The 21,126-nt window shown below is 68.8% G+C and carries 6 protein-coding genes (1 of these 6 running past the window's edge); 5 read left to right on the plus strand and 1 reads right to left on the minus strand.

Features of this window, described 5'->3' with window-relative positions; genetic code table 11:
• The 5 genes in view from WMF42_RS15565 to WMF42_RS15585 are tightly spaced (at most 32 nt apart) and all read left to right on the plus strand, a layout consistent with a single transcriptional unit that may run on beyond the window.
• Window positions 1-8,598, plus strand: partial view of an amino acid adenylation domain-containing protein gene (locus WMF42_RS15565; RefSeq protein WP_437692722.1) — the 3' portion only. The gene continues 4,023 nt to the left of window position 1, outside the view; 8,598 of the gene's 12,621 nt are visible here — the last part of the coding sequence; its start codon lies off the left edge, out of view; the stop codon is at window positions 8,596-8,598.
• A complete protein-coding gene (locus WMF42_RS15570) occupies window positions 8,599-14,547 on the plus strand; it encodes an SDR family NAD(P)-dependent oxidoreductase (protein ID WP_437692724.1) in 5,949 nt (1,982 codons plus the stop codon).
• A gap of 27 nt (window positions 14,548-14,574) precedes the next feature.
• On the plus strand, window positions 14,575-15,786 hold the full coding sequence (locus tag WMF42_RS15575) for an acyl-CoA dehydrogenase family protein (protein WP_061608994.1): 1,212 nt from the start codon (window positions 14,575-14,577) through the stop codon (window positions 15,784-15,786).
• Window positions 15,783-16,847 (plus strand): phosphotransferase family protein, encoded by a 1,065-nt coding sequence (locus WMF42_RS15580; RefSeq protein ID WP_061608995.1) that lies wholly within the window; start codon window positions 15,783-15,785, stop codon window positions 16,845-16,847. Before WMF42_RS15575 ends, WMF42_RS15580 begins: the two co-directional genes overlap by 4 nt.
• Window positions 16,848-16,879: 32 nt before the next feature.
• Complete coding sequence (locus tag WMF42_RS15585) at window positions 16,880-19,375, plus strand: alpha/beta fold hydrolase (protein WP_437692726.1); 2,496 nt, start codon at window positions 16,880-16,882, stop codon at window positions 19,373-19,375.
• A gap of 165 nt (window positions 19,376-19,540) precedes the next feature.
• On the opposite strand, the gene WMF42_RS15590 is transcribed toward WMF42_RS15585, so the two are convergent.
• Window positions 19,541-20,797, minus strand: coding sequence for a Kelch repeat-containing protein (locus WMF42_RS15590; RefSeq protein WP_061608997.1), 1,257 nt, complete (start codon window positions 20,795-20,797; stop codon window positions 19,541-19,543).
• Window positions 20,798-21,126 lie beyond the last annotated feature (329 nt).

The following is a 21,126-nucleotide window of genomic DNA, read 5'->3' on the forward strand; positions in this document are numbered from 1 at the left end:
GGAGACAACACCGTCGCCTCGGCACGAACGGTCGAGGTGGCGCTCGGCGTCGAAGAGACCCGTGCGCTCCTGCGAGACGTTCCGGCGGTCTACCGGACGCAGATCAATGACGTCCTGCTCACCGCGCTGCTGGAAGCGTTTGGCGAGTGGACGGGGGCGCGCGCGCTGCGGCTCGACCTGGAGGGGCACGGGCGGGAGGACATCGGCGGTGGCCTCGATCTGTCACGCACGATCGGCTGGTTCACGGCGCTGTTTCCCGTCGAGCTGCGGGCGCCTGCGGGCGGACCTGGGGAGGTGCTCAAGGCGGTCAAAGAGCAGCTGCGCAGCATCCCCGGCCGAGGCGTGGGCTTCGGGGCGCTGCGGTACCTGAACGAGGACCCCTCGGTCGCTGCCAAGTACCAGGCGCTCCCGCGCGCCGAGGTGCTCTTCAACTACCTGGGGCAGCTCGACCAGAGCTTCGCGGAATCCCCCCTGTTCGAACGCGCCACCGAGTCGACCGGGCCAGCTTGCAGCCTGCGCGGCGCTCGGACGCATGCGATCGAGATCAACGCCTTGGTCGCCGAGGGGCGCCTGCAGATCGCGTGGACGTACAGCGAGAGCCTACACCGGAGGTCCACGATCGACCGCCTCGCGCAGGCGTTTCTGACGTCCCTCAGGACGCTGATGGCCCACTGCCGTGCAGCGGAAGCGGGCGGCCGCACTCCATCGGACTTTCCCCTCGTGCAGCTGACCCAGGCCGCCGTGGATCGCCTCGTGGGCGTCGGGAGGGCGGCGAGGGACGTCGAGGATGCCTATCCCCTCTCGCCGATGCAAGAGGGCATGCTCTTCCATGCTCTCCGTGACCCGGCCTCTGGCGTGTACGTCGAGCAGGTCGCCTTCAAGATCCCAAAGTCGCTCGTTGTCTCGGCCTTCAAGGAGGCCCTGCAGACGCTCGTCGCCAGGCACGCCGTCCTGCGCACGGCGTTCGTGTGGGAGGGGGCCGACGAGCTCCTGCAGGTGGTGCGCAGCGGCGTCCCGCTGCCGTGGGTCGAGCTCGATTGGCGTGGTGTCCCGGAGAGCGAGCAGCAGGAAAGGACGTCCACGTGGCTCGCGGAAGACCGCGCCAAGGGCTTCGATGCCAGCGTGGCGCCGCTGATGCGGTTCACGCTCATCCGGCTGACGGAGGAGGCCTATCAGTGCATCTGGACCTTCCATCATGTGATCCTGGACGGCTGGTCGCTGCCGCTCCTGTTCACCGAGGTGCTGCAGCTCTACGAAGCGGCTCGTGACGGGCGACCCGCCGCGATGCCGAGCCGGCGGCCGTTCCGCGACCACATCGCCTGGCTGAAGCAGCAGGCCAGAGCGGACGTCGAATCGTTCTGGCGCCGCGCGCTCCAGGGCTTCTCGGCGCCGACACCGATACCGTTGGACCGGCCCCGCGGCGCGGCGCCGCCCGCCGGCTCGGCGCCGCCGCAGCACGAGCGGCGGCTGACCGCCGCGGGCCAATCGGCGCTTGAGCGCTTCGCCCGCAAGCACGGCCTGACGCTGAGCACCCTGGTCCGCGGCGCCTGGGCGCTGCTCTTGAGCCGCTACAGCGGAGAGAGCGACGTGCTCTTCGGCGCGACAGTGTCGGGACGCTCGGCGGGCATCGACGGCATCGACGCCATGGTAGGGCTGTTCATCAACACCATCCCCGTGCGCGTGCAGATCACGTCCGAGCAGCCTGTCGTGCCCTGGCTGCAAGAGCTCCAAGCGCGGCAGACCGAGCAGCTTCCTTACGAGCACAGCCCGCTCGCTCAGGTGCGGCGCTGGAGCGCTGTCCCATGGCAAGAGGACCTGTTCGAGAGCGTGCTCGTCGTCGAGAACTACCCCGTCGACCAGATGCTGCGGGAGGGCCACCCTGCGCTGGAGATCACCGACGTCCGCCCGATCGAGCAGACCAACTACCCCCTCACCATGGTCGTGAAGCCCGGGCGGGAAATGGCGCTGCAGATCATCTATGCCGCGGAGCGGTTCGACGCGGCTGCGATCGAGCGGATGACCGGCCACTTTCAGTCTCTCCTGGAGAACCTCGTGGCAGAGCCCGAGCGGCCGGCTTCGCAGATTTCAATGCTCACGAAAGAGGAGCGAACGCAGCTCGGCGCCTGGGCCGGCGCCAACGTCAAGTACCCCAGCGGTCGTTGCGTTCACGAGCTCTTCGAGGCGCAGGTGGAGCGGACCCCAGAAGCCGAAGCGGTGGTGTTCGAGGAGCAGCATCTGACATACCGGGCGCTGAACGCTCGGGCGAACCGGCTGGCACATCGACTGCGTGCCCTCGGGGTTGGGCCGGAGACGCTGGTGGGCGTGTGCGCGGAGCGATCGGTGGAGCTGGTGGTGGGGCTGCTCGGGGTGATGAAGGCCGGAGGGGCGTACGTGCCGCTCGATCCGAGCTATCCGGAAGAGCGGCTGCGGTTCATGATAGCGGACGCCGGAGCGCCGGTGCTGCTCACGCAGACGCACCTGGTAGAGCATGTGTCGGGCTCCAGAGCCACGGTGGTGTGCCTGGATGCGGAGCCCGCGGAGGGGCGAGAGGACGATCCCGCGAGCGGAGCGACGGAGTCAACGCTGGCGTACGTGATATACACGTCAGGCTCGACGGGCCGCCCGAAGGGGGTAATGAACACGCACGGGGGCCTGAGAAATCGCCTGCTGTGGATGCAGGACGCGTTCACCCTGGGGCCGGGAGACGCGGTATTGCAGAAGACGCCGCACAGCTTCGATGTGTCGATATGGGAGTTCTTCTGGCCGCTTTTGACCGGAGCGCGGCTCGTGGTAGCCCGGCCAGGGGGGCACCGAGATAGCGCCTACCTTGCTCGGATCATAGAAGCGCAGCGCGTCACGGCGGTGCATTTTGTCCCATCGATGCTCCATGCGTTCATGGAGGAGCTGAGCGCTGGCCGATGTGGCTCGCTCAAGCGGGTCATCTGCAGTGGCGAGGCGCTGTCTTATGAGCTCATGACGCGGTTCTTCGAGCGCAGTCAAGCGGAGCTGTACAACCTCTACGGCCCGACAGAGGCATCGATCGAGGTCTCATTCTGGAAGTGCCAGCGCGACGACGCGCGCGGAGTTGTTCCCATCGGTCGGCCTATCGCGAACACGCAGCTCTACGTGATGGACGCGCACGCGTCACCCGCGCCGGTAGGCGTCCCGGGAGAGCTGTACATCGGCGGGGTCGGGGTGGCGCGCGGGTACCTGAACCGCCCCGAGTTGACGGCGGAGAGGTTCATAGCGGACCCTTTCAACGCCGACCCGTGTGCGCGCATGTACAAGACCGGCGATCTGTGCCGGTGGCTTCCAGATGGCAACATCGAATACCTGGGCCGCATCGATCACCAGGTGAAGATCCGCGGCTACCGGATCGAGCTCGGCGAGATCGAGAGCGTGCTGGCGCAGCATCCATCGGTCCAGGGTGCGGTGGTGCTCGCGCGCGAGGACACGCCCGGGACCAAGCGGCTCGTGGCGTACCTCGTGGCGCGCGATGCGATCCGACCGGACGTCGACGAGCTGCGGGAGCTTTTGCAGCGCGCTCTGCCGGAGTACATGGTCCCGACTGGATTCATGTGGCTCGACACCTTGCCGCTGTCGCCTAGCGGCAAGGTCGACCGCAAGGCCTTGCCGGCGCCCGACATGGCACATCCGGAGCAAAGCCGTACGTACACGCCACCACGTACCCACGCGGAAGAGCTGCTCGCTGGCGTCTGGAGCCACGTGCTCAGGATCGATCGGGTGGGTATTCACGACAACTTCTTCACGCTGGGCGGCGACTCGATCCTTGCCGTGCAGGTGGCAAGTGGAGCCCGACGGGCGGGGCTCGGGCTGTCGATCCAGCAGGTCTTCGAATACCAGACCGTCGCGTCGCTGGCGGCGCAGGCCACCACCGTGGTCGGGGCGCAGGCCGAGCAGGGGCCCGTCACCGGTCCGGTCGCGCTGACGCCGATTCAGCGCTGGTTCTTCGAGCAGCAGCAGCCGGAGCCGGATCACTTCAATCAGGCGGTGCTGCTCGAGCTCCGCGAGCCGCTGGAGCCGGGGTGCCTCGAGCAGGCCGTGCAGGCGCTCGTGCGGCACCACGATGCGCTGCGGATGCGGTTCGTGGCCGAGGGCGGGAGCGTGCGTCAGGTCAGCGGCGCGCTCGATGCGGCCGCCACGGTGAGCGTCGTCGATCTCTCGGCTGTGCCTGCGCCGGCGAAGGCGCACGCGCTCGAAGCCGCTGCGGCAGAGGCGCAAGCAAGCCTGAGCCTCGCGCAGGGTCCGCTGATGCGCGCGGTGCTCATACACCTCGGCGCGGGGCAGCGCGGAAGGCTCCTCCTGGTGATTCACCACCTCGTTGTCGACGGGGTCTCGTGGCGTATCCTGCTCGAAGACCTGCAGACGTCGTATGCGCAGGCGCGCGCGGGGGAGCCGATCCGGCTCCCGCCGAAGACGACGTCCTTCCAGGCGTGGGCCGAGCGGCTCACGGCGTATGCGCAGTCGGAAGCGGTGCAGAGCGAGAGCTCGTGCTGGCTGGCGCCGAGCTCACCTGTACGACTCCCGCGTGACGTCGAGGAGGGAGACAACACCGTCGCCTCGGCACGAACGGTCGAGGTGGCGCTCGGCGTCGAAGAGACCCGTGCGCTCCTGCGAGACGTTCCGGCGGTCTACCGGACGCAGATCAATGACGTCCTGCTCACCGCGCTGCTGGAAGCGTTTGGCGAGTGGACGGGGGCGCGCGCGCTGCGGCTCGACCTGGAGGGGCACGGGCGGGAGGACATCGGCGGTGGCCTCGATCTGTCACGCACGATCGGCTGGTTCACGGCGCTGTTTCCCGTCGAGCTACGAGCGCCTGCGGGCGGACCTGGGGAGGTGCTCAAGGCGGTCAAAGAGCAGCTGCGCAGCATCCCCGGCCGAGGCGTGGGCTTCGGGGCGCTGCGGTACCTGAACGAGGTCCCCTCGGTCTCTGCCAAGTACCAGGCGCTCCCGCGCGCCGAGGTGCTCTTCAACTACCTGGGGCAGCTCGACCAGAGCTTCGCGGAATCCCCCCTGTTCGAGCGCGCCACCGAGTCGACCGGGCCAGCTTGCAGCCCGCGCGGCGCCCGGACGCATGCGATCGAGATCAACGCCTTGGTCGCCGAGGGGCGCCTGCAGATCGCGTGGACGTACAGCGAGGGCTTACACCGGAGGTCCACGATCGACCGCCTCGCGCAGGCGTTCCTGACGTCGCTCAGGACGCTGATGGACCACTGCCGTGCAGCGGAAGCGGGCGGCCGCACTCCATCGGACTTTCCCCTCGTGCAGCTGACCCAGGCCGCCGTGGATCGCCTCGTGGGCGTCGGGAGGGCGGCGAGGGACGTCGAGGATGCCTATCCACTCTCGCCGATGCAAGAGGGCATGCTCTTCCATGCTCTCCGGGACCCGGCCTCTGGCGTGTACGTCGAGCAGGTCGCCTTCAAGATCCCACAGGCGCTCGTTGTCTCGGCCTTCAAGGAGGCCCTGCAGACGCTCGTCGCCAGGCACGCCGTCCTGCGCACGGCGTTCGTGTGGGAGGGGGCCGACGAGCTCCTGCAGGTGGTGCGCGGCGGCGTCCGGCTGCCGTGGGTCGAGCTCGATTGGCGTGGTGTCCCGGAGAGCGAGCAGCAGGAAAGGACGTCCACGTGGCTCGCGGAAGACCGCGCCAAGGGCTTCGATGCCAGCGTGGCGCCGCTGATGCGGTTCACGCTCATCCGGCTGACGGAGGAGGCCTATCAGTGCATCTGGACCTTCCATCATGTGATCCTGGACGGCTGGTCGCTGCCGCTCCTGTTCACCGAGATGCTGCAGCTCTACGAAGCGGCTCGTGACGGGCGACCCGCCGCGATGCCGAGCCGGCGGCCGTTCCGCGACCACATCGCCTGGCTGAAGCAGCAGGCCAGAGCGGACGTCGAATCGTTCTGGCGCCGCGCGCTCCAGGGCTTCTCGGCGCCGACACCGATCCCGCTGGACCGGCCCCGCGGCGCGGCGCCGCCCGCGGGCTCGGCGCCGCCGCATCATGAGCGGCGGCTGACTGCCGCGGGCCAATCAGCGCTTGAGCGCTTTGCCCGCAAGCACGGCCTGACGCTGAGCACCCTGGTCCGCGGCGCCTGGGCGCTGCTCTTGAGCCGCTACAGCGGAGAGAGCGACGTGCTCTTCGGCGCGACAGTGTCGGGACGCTCGACGGGCGTCGACGGCATCGATGCCATGGTAGGGCTGTTCATCAACACCATCCCCGTGCGCGTCCAGCTCGCGTCCGAGCAGCCTGTCGTGTCCTGGCTGCAAGAGCTCCAAGCGCGGCAGACCGAGCAGCTTCCTTACGAGCACAGCCCGCTCGCTCAGGTGCAGCGCTGGAGCTCGCTCCCAAGGCAAAAGGACCTCTTCGAGAGCGTGCTCGTCGTCGAGAACCACCCCATCGACCAGATGCTGCGGGAGGGGCACCCTGCGCTGGAGATCACCGACGTGCGGCCGATAGAGCAGACCAACTACCCCCTCACCGTGGTCGTGAAGCCCGGGCGGGAAATGGCGCTGCAGATCATGTACGCCGCGGAGCGGTTCGACGCCGCCGCGATCGAGCGGCTGACCGGCCACTTCCAGTCTCTCCTGGAGAACCTCGTGGCGGAGCCCGAGCGGCCGGCTTCGCAGATTTCAATGCTCACGAAGGAGGAGCGAACGCAGCTCAGCGCCTGGGCCGGCGCCAACGTGAGCTATCCCATCGACCGTTGCGTTCACGAACTCTTCGAGGCGCAGGTGGAGCGGACGCCCAGCGCCGTCGCGGTGGTGTTCGAGCAGCAGCAGCTCACCTACCGCGAGCTCAACGAGCGCGCCAACCAGCTCGCTCACCACCTCCGCTCTCTCGGCGTCGGGCCCGAGGTGCTCGTCGGGCTGTGTGTCGAGCGTTCGCTCGAGCTGCTCATCGGGATCATCGCCATCTTGAAGGCCGGCGGCGCCTACGTGCCCCTCGATCCCGCCTATCCGAAGGACCGGATCGCGTTCATGCTGACGGACGCTCGGCCAGCCGTGCTGCTCACGCAGCGAGCGCTCCTGTCGAGGCTCCCGGAGCATGACAGCCACACGCTGTGCATCGACGCGATGGGGCCGGAGATCACAGGGCAGAGGAGCACCAACCCGACGAGCGGGGTGACGCCCGAACACCTCGCTTACGTGATCTACACCTCGGGCTCGACTGGCAAGCCGAAGGGCACGCTGGTCACCCATGCGAACGTTACACGGCTGTTCCATGCGACGGAGGCGTGGTTCCACTTCGACGAACGGGATGTATGGACGCTGTACCATTCCTCGTCGTTTGACTTCTCTGTCTGGGAGATCTGGGGCGCTCTGCTGTATGGCGGCCGGCTCCTCGTCGTGTCGTTCGAGGTCACCAAATCTCCGGAGGTCTTCCACCGGCTTCTCCGCGAAGAGAAGGTCACCGTGCTCAACCAGACCCCGTCTGCCTTCCGGCAGATTGTGACCGCGGACGCAGCGGCTGGCGGAGGGGACGCCGGACTGGCCCTTCGCCTGGTCATCCTGGCTGGCGAGGCGCTCGATCTCGAGAGCCTGCGACCCTGGTTCAAGCGCCACGGTGACCACGCCCCTGAGCTCGTGAACATGTACGGGATCACGGAGACCACCGTGTTCGTCACCTACCGGCCGCTGGTCGCAGAGGACGTCGACGGCGCATCGGTGAGCCCCATCGGACGTCCAATCCCCGATCTCAGCGTGTATGTGCTCGACCAGGACCGCGCTCTCTTGCCCATCGGAGTCCCAGGTGAGCTCTATGTCGGCGGCGCCGGCGTGGCTCGCGGGTACCTGAACCGCCCCGAGCTGAGCTTGGACAGGTTCGTTCCTGACCCCTTCTGTGGAGACGCCGGCGGCCGTCTTTACAAGTCGGGCGACCTTTGCCGGTGGTTACCGGACGGCAGCCTGGAGTACCTGGGGCGAATCGATCATCAGGTAAAGATCCGAGGGTACCGGATCGAGCTCGGCGAGGTCGAAAGTGTGCTGAAGCAGCACCCCGCCATTCGTGACGCGGCGGTGATGGCGCGCGACTACGCGCCTGGAGACAAGCGCCTCGTTGCGTACCTGGTGGCGCGTGACGCGGCGCAGCCGAGCGTGGCCGAGCTGCGCAATCACCTGCAGGGCGAGCTGCCGGATTACATGATTCCGGCCAATTTCATGTGGATCGACGCCCTGCCGCTGTCGTTCAACGGCAAGGTCGACCGCAAGGCCCTGCCGGCGCCCGAGGCAGCGCGCCCCGAGCAAAGCGAGGCCTATGCGCCGCCCCGCACACGGACCGAAGAGCAGATCGCGAGCGTCTGGGCCAGCCTCCTGCAGATCGAGCGGATCGGCATCCACGACAACTTCTTCGATCTGGGCGGGCACTCTCTGCTGTTGGTTCGCATGCACGCACAGCTCCGGAGCCTCGGGCACGAGCTCAAGCTGGTGGATCTCTTCCAGTTTTCTACCGTGAGCCGTCTCGCCGAGCACCTGGAGAGCGCTCCGCCGCAGCCGGCGCGCTTCGAAGCGATCGAGGAGAGGGTCGACAGGGGCCGGGAAGTGCTCGAGCGCCTCCGGCGGGAGAAAGGAAGGAGGCGCTGAATGAGTGACTTGCCTGTGGGTTGCGTCGCGATCATCGGCATGGCTGGGCGATTCCCCGGCGCTGCTGATCTCGACCAGTTCTGGACCAACCTCCGCGACGGCGTGGAATCGATCAGGTTCTTCGACGGCGGCGGAGCGGCCGGCGAGGGAAGTCCGCGCGTCGTCCGCGCAGCCGGCGCGCTTGACGACATCGACAGGTTCGCCGCGGAGTTCTTCGGCGTCTCGCCGCGCGAGGCCGAGCTCATGGACCCGCAGCATCGGCTCTTTCTCGAGAGCGCGTGGGAGGCGATCGAGAGCGCCGGCTACAACCCCGCCTCGTATCCCGGTCGCATCGGCGTCTATGCGGGCACGGGCCCGAGCGACTACCTGATGAAGAACATCGCGATGACGCCCTCCGTCGTCCACACAGCGGGCGAGTTGCCGATCATGCTCGGCAACGACCCCGCGTTCCTCGCCACACGGGTCTCCTACAAGCTCGACCTCAAGGGGCCCGCCATGTACGTGGGCACGGCCTGCTCGTCATCGCTGGTCGCCGTGCAGCTCGCGGTCCACGCGCTCGCCACGTACCAGTGTGATATGGCGCTCGCCGGCGGCGTCAGGATCGGCGTGTTCCCGGAACGAGGTTACGTGTTCCAGGAGGGCGGAATCCTGTCCCCCGACGGGCACTGCCGGGCGTTCGACGCGCGAGCGCGCGGAACGGTGCCCGGCAGCGGCGTGGGGGTCGTCCTGCTCAAGCGCTTGGAAGAGGCCCTCGCCGACGGCGACGTCGTCCTCGCCGTCATCAGGGGGGCCGCCGTCAACAACGACGGCGCTCAGAAGATCGGCTATACGGCGCCGAGCGTAGCCGCGCAGTCCGAGGTGATCGCCGAGGCCCAGGCGGCCGCTGGCGTCCAGCCCGATGACATCACCTACATCGAGGCCCACGGGACAGGCACGCCCCTCGGTGATCCCATCGAGATCGCGGCGCTGACGCGCGCGTTTGGCGCCACGACGAGCAGGCGCGGCTCCTGCGCCATAGGATCGCTGAAGACGAGCATCGGCCATCTGGATGCGGCCGCGGGCATTGCAGGGCTGATCAAGGTCGTCCTGGCATTACGCCACAGGCTGTTGCCCGCGAGCCTCCATTTCGAGTCACCCAACCCCGAGATCGATTTTGCTGGCAGCCCGTTCTACGTGAACACCGCCCTCTCTCCGTGGGACGCAGGCGCCGCGCCACGCCGCGCGGGCGTGAGCTCGTTCGGTATCGGAGGGACCAACGCGCACGTGGTGTTGGAGGAAGCGCCCGAGCTCCCGGCATCAGGGCCGTCCAGGCCGTCTCAGCTCCTGGTCCTGTCTGCGGAGACGAGCGACGCGCTGAAGAAGGTGACTGCGAACCTCGCCGACCACCTCCGGCGAGACCCGAGCGTCAACCTCGCCGACGTCGCCTTCACGCTGAGCACAGGCCGCAAGGCCTTCGCTCACCGCAGCGCGTTCGTGTGCCACGATCCGGCCGACGCCGCGGCCGCGCTGAGCACAGCAGATCCGCGTCAGTCGATCGGGTCGGACGTCGTCGCCAGGGAGCGTGTCCCGGCGTTCGTGTTCTCCGGGCAAGGCTCCCAGTACGAGGGCATGGCGCGCGAGCTCTACGAGCGAGAAGCTGTGTTCCGCGCCCACGTCGACCACGCTGCGGACATCCTGATGCGTCGTCACCCCGCGTTCGATCTGGTCGGCGCGCTCTATCCGCGCGCGGACAGCGCAGAGCCGAGGCGGACGCTCGACCGGACCGAGCTCGCGCAACCCGCGCTCTTCGTGATCGAGTACGCGCTCGCGCGGACCTTGATGGCCTGGGGGATCCACCCGCAGGTGATGATCGGGTACAGCATCGGCGAGTACGTCGCTGCGTGTCTGGCCGGCGTGTTCACGCTGGAGGATGCGCTAAAGATCGTGGTCGCGCGGGGTCGCCTCGTGGGGGAGCTCCCGGAGGGGTCGATGCTCGCGATCCGCCTGTCGGAGCGGGAAACGCGCGCGGTGATCGGCGACGATCTGTGCCTCGCGGCCGTCCTCGGACCGTCCGACTGCGTGGTGGCGGGCGAGACGCCCGCGATCGAGGCCCTCGCGCGTCGCCTCGCGGAAGGCGGCATCAGCAGCACGCGCCTCGCGACGTCCCACGCGTTTCACTCCCGCATGATGGCGCCCGCTGTCGATCGCCTGGCCGATGTTGTCGCGGGGGTCAGCCTCCATCCTCCCACGATCCCTGTCCTGTCGAACGTCACCGGACGATGGATGACAGCGGAAGAGGCCACCAGCCCGCGCTACTGGGCGGATCACCTCCGGCAGACTGTCCGCTTCGCGGAAGGGATGGCGGAGATGCTCTCGGACGAGCGGCGCGTGCTGATCGAGGTCGGACCGGGGCGAACGTTGGCGCCATGGCTGGAGCGGAGCGCTCGTGGCGGCGATCGGCTGCGCGCCGTGTCCCTCCTGAGGCGGCCGCGCGATCCCAGCTCGGATCAGAGCTTCCTTCTCGGCGCGCTGGGGCGGCTGTGGCTCGCGGGGCTCTCGATCGACTGGAGCGGGCTGTTCGCCGGCGAGCATCGCCGCCGCAGCGCGCTTCCTACCTATCCCTTCGAGCGTCGTCGCTACTGGATCGAGCCTTCGGCGTGGGGCTCCAAGGCGAGCACGCTCGCGCCGGAGGCCGACATCGCTCGTTGGTTCTACGTCCCCGTGTGGAAGCAATCGATCTCCACCCTGGCGCGCTCGGGCCGGCGAACGCCGCGGGCGAGCGGGCGCTCCTGGCTCGTCTTCGGCGGCGAGCGCGGCATGGGACAGGACGTCGTCACGCGCTTGCGCGCGTCCGGTGACGACGTGGTGGTCGTGGCGCGAGGCGGGCAGTTCGCGAAGCTCGAAGAGCATGCCTACACGCTCGATCCCGCGCGTCCTAGCGACTACATCCGTCTCCTCGACGAGACACAGTTCGCCAGCCGCTCACGCCGAGCCGTCCTTCATTTTGGCGCCGGGCTCGAAGAGCGCGGGCCCGCGGAGGCCGAGCTCTTCCACGAGCTGCTCGGCCTCGCACAGGCGCTCGGCGAGCGGCTCGTCCTGTCCTCTCTCGGCGCGGGAGCGGGCGAATCGCAAACCCCGTTCTTCGTCGTGACGAGCGGGCTCCATGACGTCACGGGTGCAGAGCGCCCGCGCCCCCACGACGCCACCGTGCTCGGCCCGGTCCGCGTGATCAACCAGGAGTACCCGGGCATCCTGTGCCGCAACATCGACGTCGATCCCGCCGGAGGCCGAGGGGTCGCCCAGCTCCTCGCGGAGATGGAGGACGTGCCGTCCGATCTCCTGGTCGCCTACCGCGGCGAGCACCGCTGGGTCCAGGCGTTCGAGCAGGTCTCGTTCGAGCCGCCCGCTGGCGAACCGCCGCTCCTCCGACGACAAGGCGTCTATCTCATCACGGGCGGCCTCGGCGGTATAGGGCTCGTGCTGGCTGGGTACCTCGCGCGCGCCGCGGCCGCCAAGCTCGTGCTGGTGGGCCGCTCGGACTTCCCGCCGGAGGAGCGCTGGGACGGTCTGCTGGCGAGCAGCGGCGGCTCGGGAGCTCCAGAACGCACGCGAGAGCAGATCCGCGCGCTCCGGGCGCTCCAGGCGTCCGGCGCGGAGGTGCTCGTGCTGCGCGCAGACGTGGCCGACGAGGCTTCGATGCGTGAGGTGCGGCGGCGCGCGCAGGGGCGGTTCGGCGCGATTCACGGCGTGATCCATGCGGCCGGGCTCCCGCCCGATGGGCTCATTCACACGAAGACACGGGAGGCCGCCGAGCGCGTCCTGGCACCCAAGGTGCGGGGAGGGCACGTCATCGAGACCGTCTTCGGCGGTGACGCTCTCGACTTCATCGTGCTCTGCTCCTCGAGTCAGGCTTACATGGGCCCCCCTGGAAGCGTCGACTATTGCGCAGCCAACATCGCGCTCGACGCGCTCGCGGTGCGGCTGTGCAGGGTCCATGGGCATACGGCGATCTCCGTGGCGTGGGACGGCTGGGGTAAGCTCGGAATGGGCGTCGACGCGTCGGATGTGTCGCGCTACCTCCCAGCGGACCTGGTTCGCGGCGGCATGACGCCCGGCGAAGGGATCGAGGTCTTCCGTCGTATCCTGGCGAGCCCTCGGCCTCAGGTGATCGTGTCCACCCGCGACTTCGATGGCCTCCTCCAGCGAACCCGGGAAGCCCTCTCCGTGGCCGCGCTGATCGCGCCTACCGAGAAGCGGCCCGCAGGCCGGAACGCGCGCCAGCCCCGCCCCGCGCTGACCAGCGAGTACGTCGCGCCGAAGAGCCCCCTTGAACGCGCGCTCGCGGACATCCTCGGTGAGCTCCTCGGCTTCGCCGACATCGGCGTTCGCGACAATTTCTTCGAGCTCGGGGCTGACTCGCTCACGTTCGTGCAGATGGTCGCGCGGGCCCACGAACGAGGCATGAGGCTGGATTCGCGGAAGCTGTTCGAGCTCGACACAATCGCTGCGCTGGCGCCGACGCTCGAGCTCTCTCCCGCCCGCCGGACGCCAGCGAAGCGGGAGCCAGGACCGGTCCCGCTCACGCCCATCCAGCGCGCGTTTTTCGCTCAGGGCATCGACGATGCCCGCCATTTCGATCTCACCGTCGTGCTGGAGAGTCCCGCCGAGCTGGTGCAGGAGCGCATCGAGCGTGCGCTGGAGTGCGTCTTGGATCACCACGACGCCTTCCGACTGCGCTTCCGCCGCCGTGACGGCGAGTGGACCCAAGCGCAGATCGGCGCGACGCACCTCGCCGGTGTCAATCACATCGATCTCAGCGGTAGCCCCCCCGCCGTGCACCAAGCCGCCGCCGCTGCCGCCGCCATGAGCCTGCGGTGCGAGCTGGATCCAGTGAACGGACCGCTCGTTCGTGCCGCCCTGTTCTCGCTGGGGGGCGACTGCGGAAGCCGCTTGCTCCTCGTCGTTCATCACCTGGTGGCGGACATCATGAGCCTGCGGATCTTCGTACAGGACCTGGAGCACGCCTACCTGCAGCTCACGCTCGGCCAACCGGTTCAACTCCCCGCCGCGACGGCATCGTTCCGGAGCTGGGCGGAGAAGGTGGATCGGTTGGCGCGCGCGGGGGCGTTCCGCGACGAGCTGGATTACTGGCTCTCTCAGGGTCGGGCGGGCGCCGAGGATCTGCCCGGCGATAGCCCTCTCCCGGCAGAGACGAGGGTAGCGAGCGCCTCGCTCGTCCTCGCCGAGGCCGAGACCCGTGCCCTGCTCGAGGCAGCGCGGCGCTTGCGGGTGAGCATGGGTGACCTCTGCCTCGCCAGCTTGGCCCTCGCGCTTGCCGCGCGGACGAATCGAACCGCGCATCTCGTGGACGTGGAGGGGCTCGGGCGTGACGCCGCGCTCGCGGGGGAGGATCTCGACGTCTCTCGCACGATCGGCTGGTTCACCGCCATCTTCCCGATCCTCATCGATCTCGGCCGCGCGCGCGACCTGAGCGAGGCCCTTCCGGTGATCCGCGCGCGGCTCGCCGAGGTTCCGCGTGGGGGCGTCGGCTATGGCGTGCTCCGCTGCATCGACCCGGATCCCGAGATCAGGACCCGGCTGCAGGCGCTGCCGCGCGCGGCGGTGAGCTTCCTCTACATGGGCAACGTCGACGCGGGCGGCGATCATGACGCCCTCTTCCTGCCGGTGCGAGAGACGATCGCTCCTGACCCCGACGCGCGTACGCTGGGGGGGTACCGGCTGAGCCTCACTGCGGGGGTGTTCGCCGGTGCCCTCCGTCTCGACTGGACGTACCGGGAGCCAGGCTTCGACGAGGCAGCGGTCACGGAGATCGGCCAGCACATCGCAGGCTCGCTACGAGCCTTCGCCGCTGCACCGAAGCTCACCGAGCCGGCGGAGGCCGCGTTGAGCGAGCGGCAGATGAAATCGCTTATAGCGCAGATCGGCGTCGTCGACGCGAACGACGTTTGACGCGGCGCTCCCTGCGAGGTGGACCCCATGGAGTTCTCGATCCCCAGACATATCGCCGATCTCTCGCAGGAGATCCGTGGGTTCATCGACGCCCAGGTCATCCCGCTCGAAGCCGATCTCGCGACGAGACCGTTCCTCGAGATCGAGAGAGCCTTGGATCGCGTGCGCGCTGACGCCAGGAGGCGGGGGCTCTGGCTCCCGCAGCTCTCCGAGAAGCACGGCGGCATGAACCTCGGCGTGCTCGGCTTTGCCCTCATCAGCGAGCAGCTCGGCCGAAGCCCTCTCGGGCATTACGCCTTGAACTGCCAGGTTCCGGACGCCGGGAACATGGAAATCCTCATCGAGCATGGGACTCCGGAGCAGCAGGAAAGGTGGCTTCGCCCCCTCCTCGCAGGGGAGATCCGGAGCTGCTTCTCGCTCACGGAGCCGGAGCACCCTGGCTCGAACCCTCTGTGGCTGGATACGACCGCGTCGCCTCGCGACGGCGGGTGGGTGTTGAACGGCCGTAAGTGGTTCTCCACCGGCGCCGATGGCGCCGCGTTCGCGCTCGTCGTCGCCATCACCGATCCCGCCGCGGAGCCCCATGCTCGACAGAGCGTATTCATCGTCCCGACCAGCGCGCCGGGGTACCGTCTCGTCCGCAACCTATCCATCATGGGGCAGACCGGCAGCGGCTGGGCGAGCCACGCCGAGATCGTCTACGAGGACTGTCGCCTCCCTGCCGAGAGCCTCCTCGGGTCGCGCGGCGCTGGCGCCCTGATTACCCAGTCGCGCCTCGGCACCGGGCGCATCCATCACTGCATGCGCTGGATCGGCGTCGCTGAGCGCGCGTTCTCGATGATGTGTGAGCGCGCCGCGCGCCGTGAGCTCGCCCCTGGCGACCCGCTCGGGGGCCGCCAGATCGTGCAGACGTGGATCGCCGAGAGCCGCGCCGAGATCGACGCCGCGCGCCTGCTCGTGCTGCATTCCGCATGGAAGCTCGAGACCCGCGGGATACACGAGGCGCGGACGGACGTGTCGCTGGTCAAGTTCCACGTGGCGGACGTGATGGCGAAGGTGCTGGATCGCGCGCTCCAGGTGCACGGCGCCCTGGGGATGACTGACGATACCATACTGTCGTTCTTCTACCGTCAGGAGCGCGGCGCGCGGATCTATGACGGGCCGGACGAGATCCACAAGACCCTCGTCGCGAGGCGGATCCTCGCCGGCGCTGGGCTCCGCAAGGACGAGCGTCGATGAGCGCGCTGATGGACGAACCGGCAGAGCCGCGACCCGGCGAGGGGCTCGACGTCGCTGCGCTCGCCGCGTGGCTCCGCGCCAGCGCGCCGGGGCGGGGCGGGGCGATCGAGGTCGCGCAGTTTCACGGCGGCTATTCCAACCTGACCTACCTCGTGACGGTGGGAGGGCGTGAAATGGTGTTGCGCCGCGCTCCCGACGCGGCCGAGGGGCGTGGCGCGCGTGACGTCATGCGGGAGTACGATGTGCTCGCGCGGCTGTGCGAGGTCTACCCGCTGGCGCCGCGCCCCATCTGCCGCTGCGATGACCGTTCGGTGATCGGCGCGCCATTCTATCTCATGGAGCGGAGACGAGGTCTCGTCTTGCGGCGTCAGCTCCCCGCCGGGCTCGCGCTCGGCGTCACGGAGGCACGCCGCCTCTCCGAGGTGTTCATCGACACGTTGGCGCACCTGCACAGCATTGACGGCGAGGCCGCTGGTCTTACCCGCCTGACGGCCTCCGAGGGCTACGCGGGACGCCAGGTGCGGGAATGGATCTTGCGCTACAAGCGTTCTGCGGTGGGCTCCCAGGTCGACATGGCTGACGTCGCGCGCTGGCTGGAGGCAGAGCTTCCCCCCGACGGCGCGGCGGCGATGATCCACAACGACTACAAGTACGACAACCTCATGTTCGATCCCGGCGATCTCACGCGTGTTGTCGCCGTGCTGGACTGGGAGATGGGGAGCATCGGCGATCCGCGCATGGATCTCGGAACCGCGCTGGCCTACTGGCAAGAGCGTGACGACCCGGCTCATCGCCTCCTGGCGGTCGGCCCGACGTATCTCCCCGGCAGCCTGACCCGGCGCCAGCTCGTGGAGCGCTACGAGCAGCGGACCGGCCGGCCGTTCGCGCGCGCAGTGTATTACTATGTCTTCGGGCTCTTCAAGGTCGCGGTGATCGCGCAGCGTCTCCATGAGCGATACTTGCGTGGCGAGACGAGAAACCCGCGCCTCGCCGGGCTAGGGCGCCACGTGACGCTGCTCTCGCGGGCGGCGGCCGAAGCGGCGGGGAGCGGGCGCTGCTGAGCCCTGCGGCCCAGGCTCCGGGGAGATCCCTCATGGACCAAGATCGAATTGAAGGTATTCACTTCCTCTCACCGACGCAAAAGGGCATGTTGCTCGAGGCGCTCTCTTCGCCGAAGTCGGGGATCTGCGTGGAGCAGTGCGTCTTGCACCTGCGCCCCACCGTGGATCGAGAGGTCTTTCTCCGTGCCTGGCAGCAGCTCGTCGCGGAGCAGCCGATCTTGCGGACATGCTTCGCATGGATGGACCTGGAGGAGCCACGCCAGGTCGTCCTCCGCTCCGCGAGGGCTCCCGTTCACGAGGAAGACTGGAGCGACCTCCCCGAGGACGCCGTGGAGGAGCGGCTTCAGCGCTACCTCGCCGAGGATCGGCTCCGCGGGTTCCCTCTGAACAAGGCCCCGCTCGTGCGTCTCGCGCTGTTCCGCGCGCGCGGCGGCGGCGCCTGGTTCGTCTGGACGCACCATCACCTTGTCACAGATGGCTGGTCGGTCTCGATCATCCTGAGCGAGGTGCAGCGTCTTTACCTCGCGTTGCAGCAGGGCCGGGCGCTGCTCCCGCCGCGGCGGTTCTACTGGCATTACCTGGCGTGGCTCGAGAAGCAGCAGATGGCCGAGACCGAGGCATTCTGGCGACGCAGGCTGGCGGGCTTCGTGCGGCCCAACCGGCTCGGCGTGCCTGCCGAGGCCCTCCGCGCGCTGCCGGCGGAGCCCTACGGGGAGCAAGGAGCGTTGCTCTCGGCGGAGACGACGGCGGCGCTCACGCGCCTGGTCCGTGGCCACCGCGTGACCATGAACATTTTGATCCAGGGGATGTGGGCGCTGCTCCTCGGCCGGTACGGGGGCGAGACCGACGTCGTCTTCGGCGCCACGTGCTCGGGCCGGCCGCCCGACCTGCCCGGGGTAGAGCAGATCATCGGGCTATTCATCACGACGCTCCCTGTGCGCAGGCTCATCCAGCCGGAGGCCCAGCTATGGGACTGGCTGTCGGAGGCACATGGCGAGCAGCTTCGCCAGCGAGGCCATGAATATTGCTCGGCGGGGCAGATCCACGCGTGGAGCGAGGTGCGGAGCGCTCAGCGCCTCTACGACACCCTCGTCGTCTTCGACAACGTGCCGAGCCGGTCCGCCGCTCCGCTGGATCTGGCTGCGTTCGTGGACCCGGGGCAATCCCGCACGGTCGGATCCCGGACCAAGCACGCGCTCACGCTGCTCGTGTCGCAGGGTGAGAGCGTGCGCCTGTCCCTCCTCCACGACCGGCGTCGCTTCGCGGATCAGGATGCCTCCCGGATTCTCGATCACCTCTGTCTCCTCGCGTCGATGATCGCGGCGAGCCCGGAGCCCTCGCTAGGCTCGCTCCTGGCCGCGATCCGCGACGACGAGCTCCCCAGGGTGGCGCCGGTCTCGCGGAGCATCGATCGCATTTTCGTCCCGCCGCGCGATCCGCTGGAGCGCCGCGTCGCGCGTATGTGCGAGCAGCTCCTCGATGTTCAGCCCGTAGGGGCGCTCGACGACTTCTTCGAGAGCGGAGGGCATTCGCTGCTCGCCCTCCGGCTCGTGGCGTCCCTTCGCGAGGAGTTCGGGAAAGAGGTGCCATTTTCCATTCTGCTGCAGAATTCCACGGTCGAGGGCCTCGCGGCCGCCCTGCGCGTCGATGCTGCCCAGGAGCCCTGGCCAACGCTGGTCGCCCTGCGGGCGCAGGGGTCGAAGCGGCCATTTTTCTGCGTGCCGGGCGCAGGAGGGAGCGTTCTTTACCTCCACCGGCTCGCGGCGCACCTCGGCGCTGACCGGCCCTTCTACGGCCTGCAGGCGCGCGGGCTCGACGGCCTGTCCGAGCCCCAGCGGTCCGTCGAGGAGATGGCCGTGCACTATCTTGACGAGATCCGGGCGGCGCAGCCGCGCGGCCCCTACCTCCTGGGCGGCCACTCGTTCGGCGGCTTCGTCGCCTTCGAGATCGCTCGCCGCCTCGTCCTCGGCGGGGAGCGGGTGGCGTTGCTCGCGCTCTTCGACACAGTGGCTCCGCTGGATGGGCTCGCTCCCGAGCCCAAGATCGAGAGCGAGGAAGAAACGATGCGGGGGGTCGCTGACATGGTGGAGCAGCTTTTTGGCCGGGGAGAGGCGTCCCCGCGCCAGCCTTTGCACGGCGCGCCCATGGAGGTGCTCCGGCGCCGCATCGCCGATGCTCGGATCGCCACGCAAAGCGCCTCGGCAGACCAGATCCGTGGTTTTCTCTCTGTTTTCACCGCCAATCGCCGCACCCGCTACCGGCCTACGAGCGGATGCTCGGTGCCGACCGTCGTCTTCCGCGCCACGGAGTGTCTGCAGGAAGGGGGCAGCGCGCTGCCCGGCTCCTCGGGCGACCCGACGAATGGATGGAGCAGGCTTTGCAGCAGCCCGGTGGAGGTGCGCTGGGTACCGGGCGATCATCTTTCGATGATGACCGAGCCGCACGTCGGCGTGCTCGCAGCCGCGCTGAACCGAAGCATCGAGAGCATCGCGGAGCGACGTGAATCAACGTCGGGTGCCGAGCCGTGAGACCGCGGAGCAAGGTCCCTGCCAGAGGTCGTCCTTCGACGGGATCCGGCCACCATCGATTTCCCAGGCTCGCGCGCTGCCGCTCCGGCGCGCTGCGACGAGCGTGAGCGGCCCCTTTGTCGATCGTCTCCGCGGCGTGCGGCGGCGTGCGGCGGCGTGGAGGCGTCAAGGCCTCGTCTTGCAGCCCCCGTAGCGCTCCACGCTCGTGAGGGTCGGGGGATTGGAGAAGTACGTCGCGTCATACCCGCCCGTGATGAGGACCGAGCCGTCTTGCAGGGTCGTCGCGGTGTGAAAGCCCCTCCGGATCGGGTCGTCGATCACGGTCCAGGTATCGTTGGACTCCTTGTAGATCTCGGCGCCCTCGCTGCCGATGGCCATCACGCGGCCGTGGGGCATGGGCGCCACAGCGGACGCCCAGGTGTGGCGGAAATTGGGCGGCGGAGTCAGCGTCCACGTGTCGCTCGCGGGATCGTAGATCTCGGCGGTCTCGCCGGCATCGACGAGGACCACGACCTCCTCCTCGGTACCGCCGTAGATCTGGCCGCCGCCGCCGACCACCAGCACGCGCCCGCTCGGCAGCAGCGTGGCCGTGTGCTGCATGCGAGGCAGGTTCGTCGGCGCCGCCGCCGTCCAGGCACCCGTGGCCGGATCGTAGATCTCCACGCTGGTGCGACCCGCGGGCCGCTCGTCGCTGTTCAACGTGTACCCGCCGACGACGAGCACGCGCCCATCCTGGAGCAGCGTCGCCGTGTGCAGGTGGCGGGTCACCGACATGGTACCAGCGCTGGACCATGTGTTCGTGGCGGGATCGTAGAGCACGGCCTCCTTGAGGACGCGCTCGTCGTCGCTGCCCCCCGTGCGCAGCACCAGCCCGCTCGGAAGGAGAGTCAGCGCCGTCTGGGCAAATTCCCACCCACGGGCCGCCTCGCCGGGCGTGAGGGGGACGCTGGTCGTCGTGCCCATGGTCGGATCATAGACCAGCCCGCCAGGGCTGAAGAGCACCCTGCCGTCCTGCAGGAGCGCGGCGCCCACGGGAGACATCGCATAGGGCAGCGCGCCGCCGGTCGTCCACGTGTCCGTCGCGGGATCGTAGAAGTCGACCGCCGTCGGGTAGGGGTAGGCGCCGCTGCCGCCTGCGACCATCACCTGGCCATCCGGCAGGAGCAGGGCGATGTGCCGCTCTCGCGCCTGGGGCAGCGGCGCGACGGACGACCACGCCGCGTGGACACCGACGTGACGGCGGCACCTCTTCTTCGCGTGGTGGTCGGACGACGACGCCGTGTGCGCCTCGAGCGCCGCCTCCTGGAGCGCACTCTCCGCGAGCGACGCGGGCTCAGGCCCAGAACCGCACCCGGCGGCCGCGAGCGCGGCGAGCGACAGAAAGGCAACCAGACCAGGATGGCAACGACCGGTGGTAGACATGGTAGGACCTCGTCAGGAGCTGGGGGAGGGTGCAGCCGCCCCCCAGGGGGACGCGCCAGAGCGCAACAGAGGATCATACCAGATGGTCGCGGGGGGGGGGGCGGGCGTTCCGCGAGGCGCCGGCCTGTGAGGCTGCGCCCCGCAACGTACATCGCCATCCTCCAGCGTGGCATGTCGCTCCCAGGTACTTCACTTCAGCGGGCTCGCCGTGCCCGAGACTTCCATCCTGCGAGCTCCTCGCGGCATCTAGGTCCGCCGACGCAGGGCTGCAGGGCTGAAACGAGGACCGCCGCATCCACCGCAGTCACGTCGCCGCCGTCGGCCTCGAG

It is taken from the genome of Sorangium sp. So ce176 (genome assembly GCF_051519835.1).
GTDB lineage: Bacteria > Myxococcota_A > Polyangia > Polyangiales > Polyangiaceae > Sorangium > Sorangium cellulosum_G.

Bases quoted from the DNA above. Each gene is read 5' to 3' on its own strand.
- WMF42_RS15570 (WP_437692724.1), top strand. From the start codon at position 8,599: ATGAGTGACTTGCCTGTGGGTTGCGTCGCGATCATCGGCATGGCTGGG.
- WMF42_RS15575 (WP_061608994.1), top strand. From the start codon at position 14,575: ATGGAGTTCTCGATCCCCAGACATATCGCCGATCTCTCGCAGGAGATC.
- WMF42_RS15580 (WP_061608995.1), top strand. From the start codon at position 15,783: ATGAGCGCGCTGATGGACGAACCGGCAGAGCCGCGACCCGGCGAGGGG.
- WMF42_RS15585 (WP_437692726.1), top strand. From the start codon at position 16,880: ATGGACCAAGATCGAATTGAAGGTATTCACTTCCTCTCACCGACGCAA.
- WMF42_RS15590 (WP_061608997.1), bottom strand. From the start codon at position 20,797: ATGTCTACCACCGGTCGTTGCCATCCTGGTCTGGTTGCCTTTCTGTCG.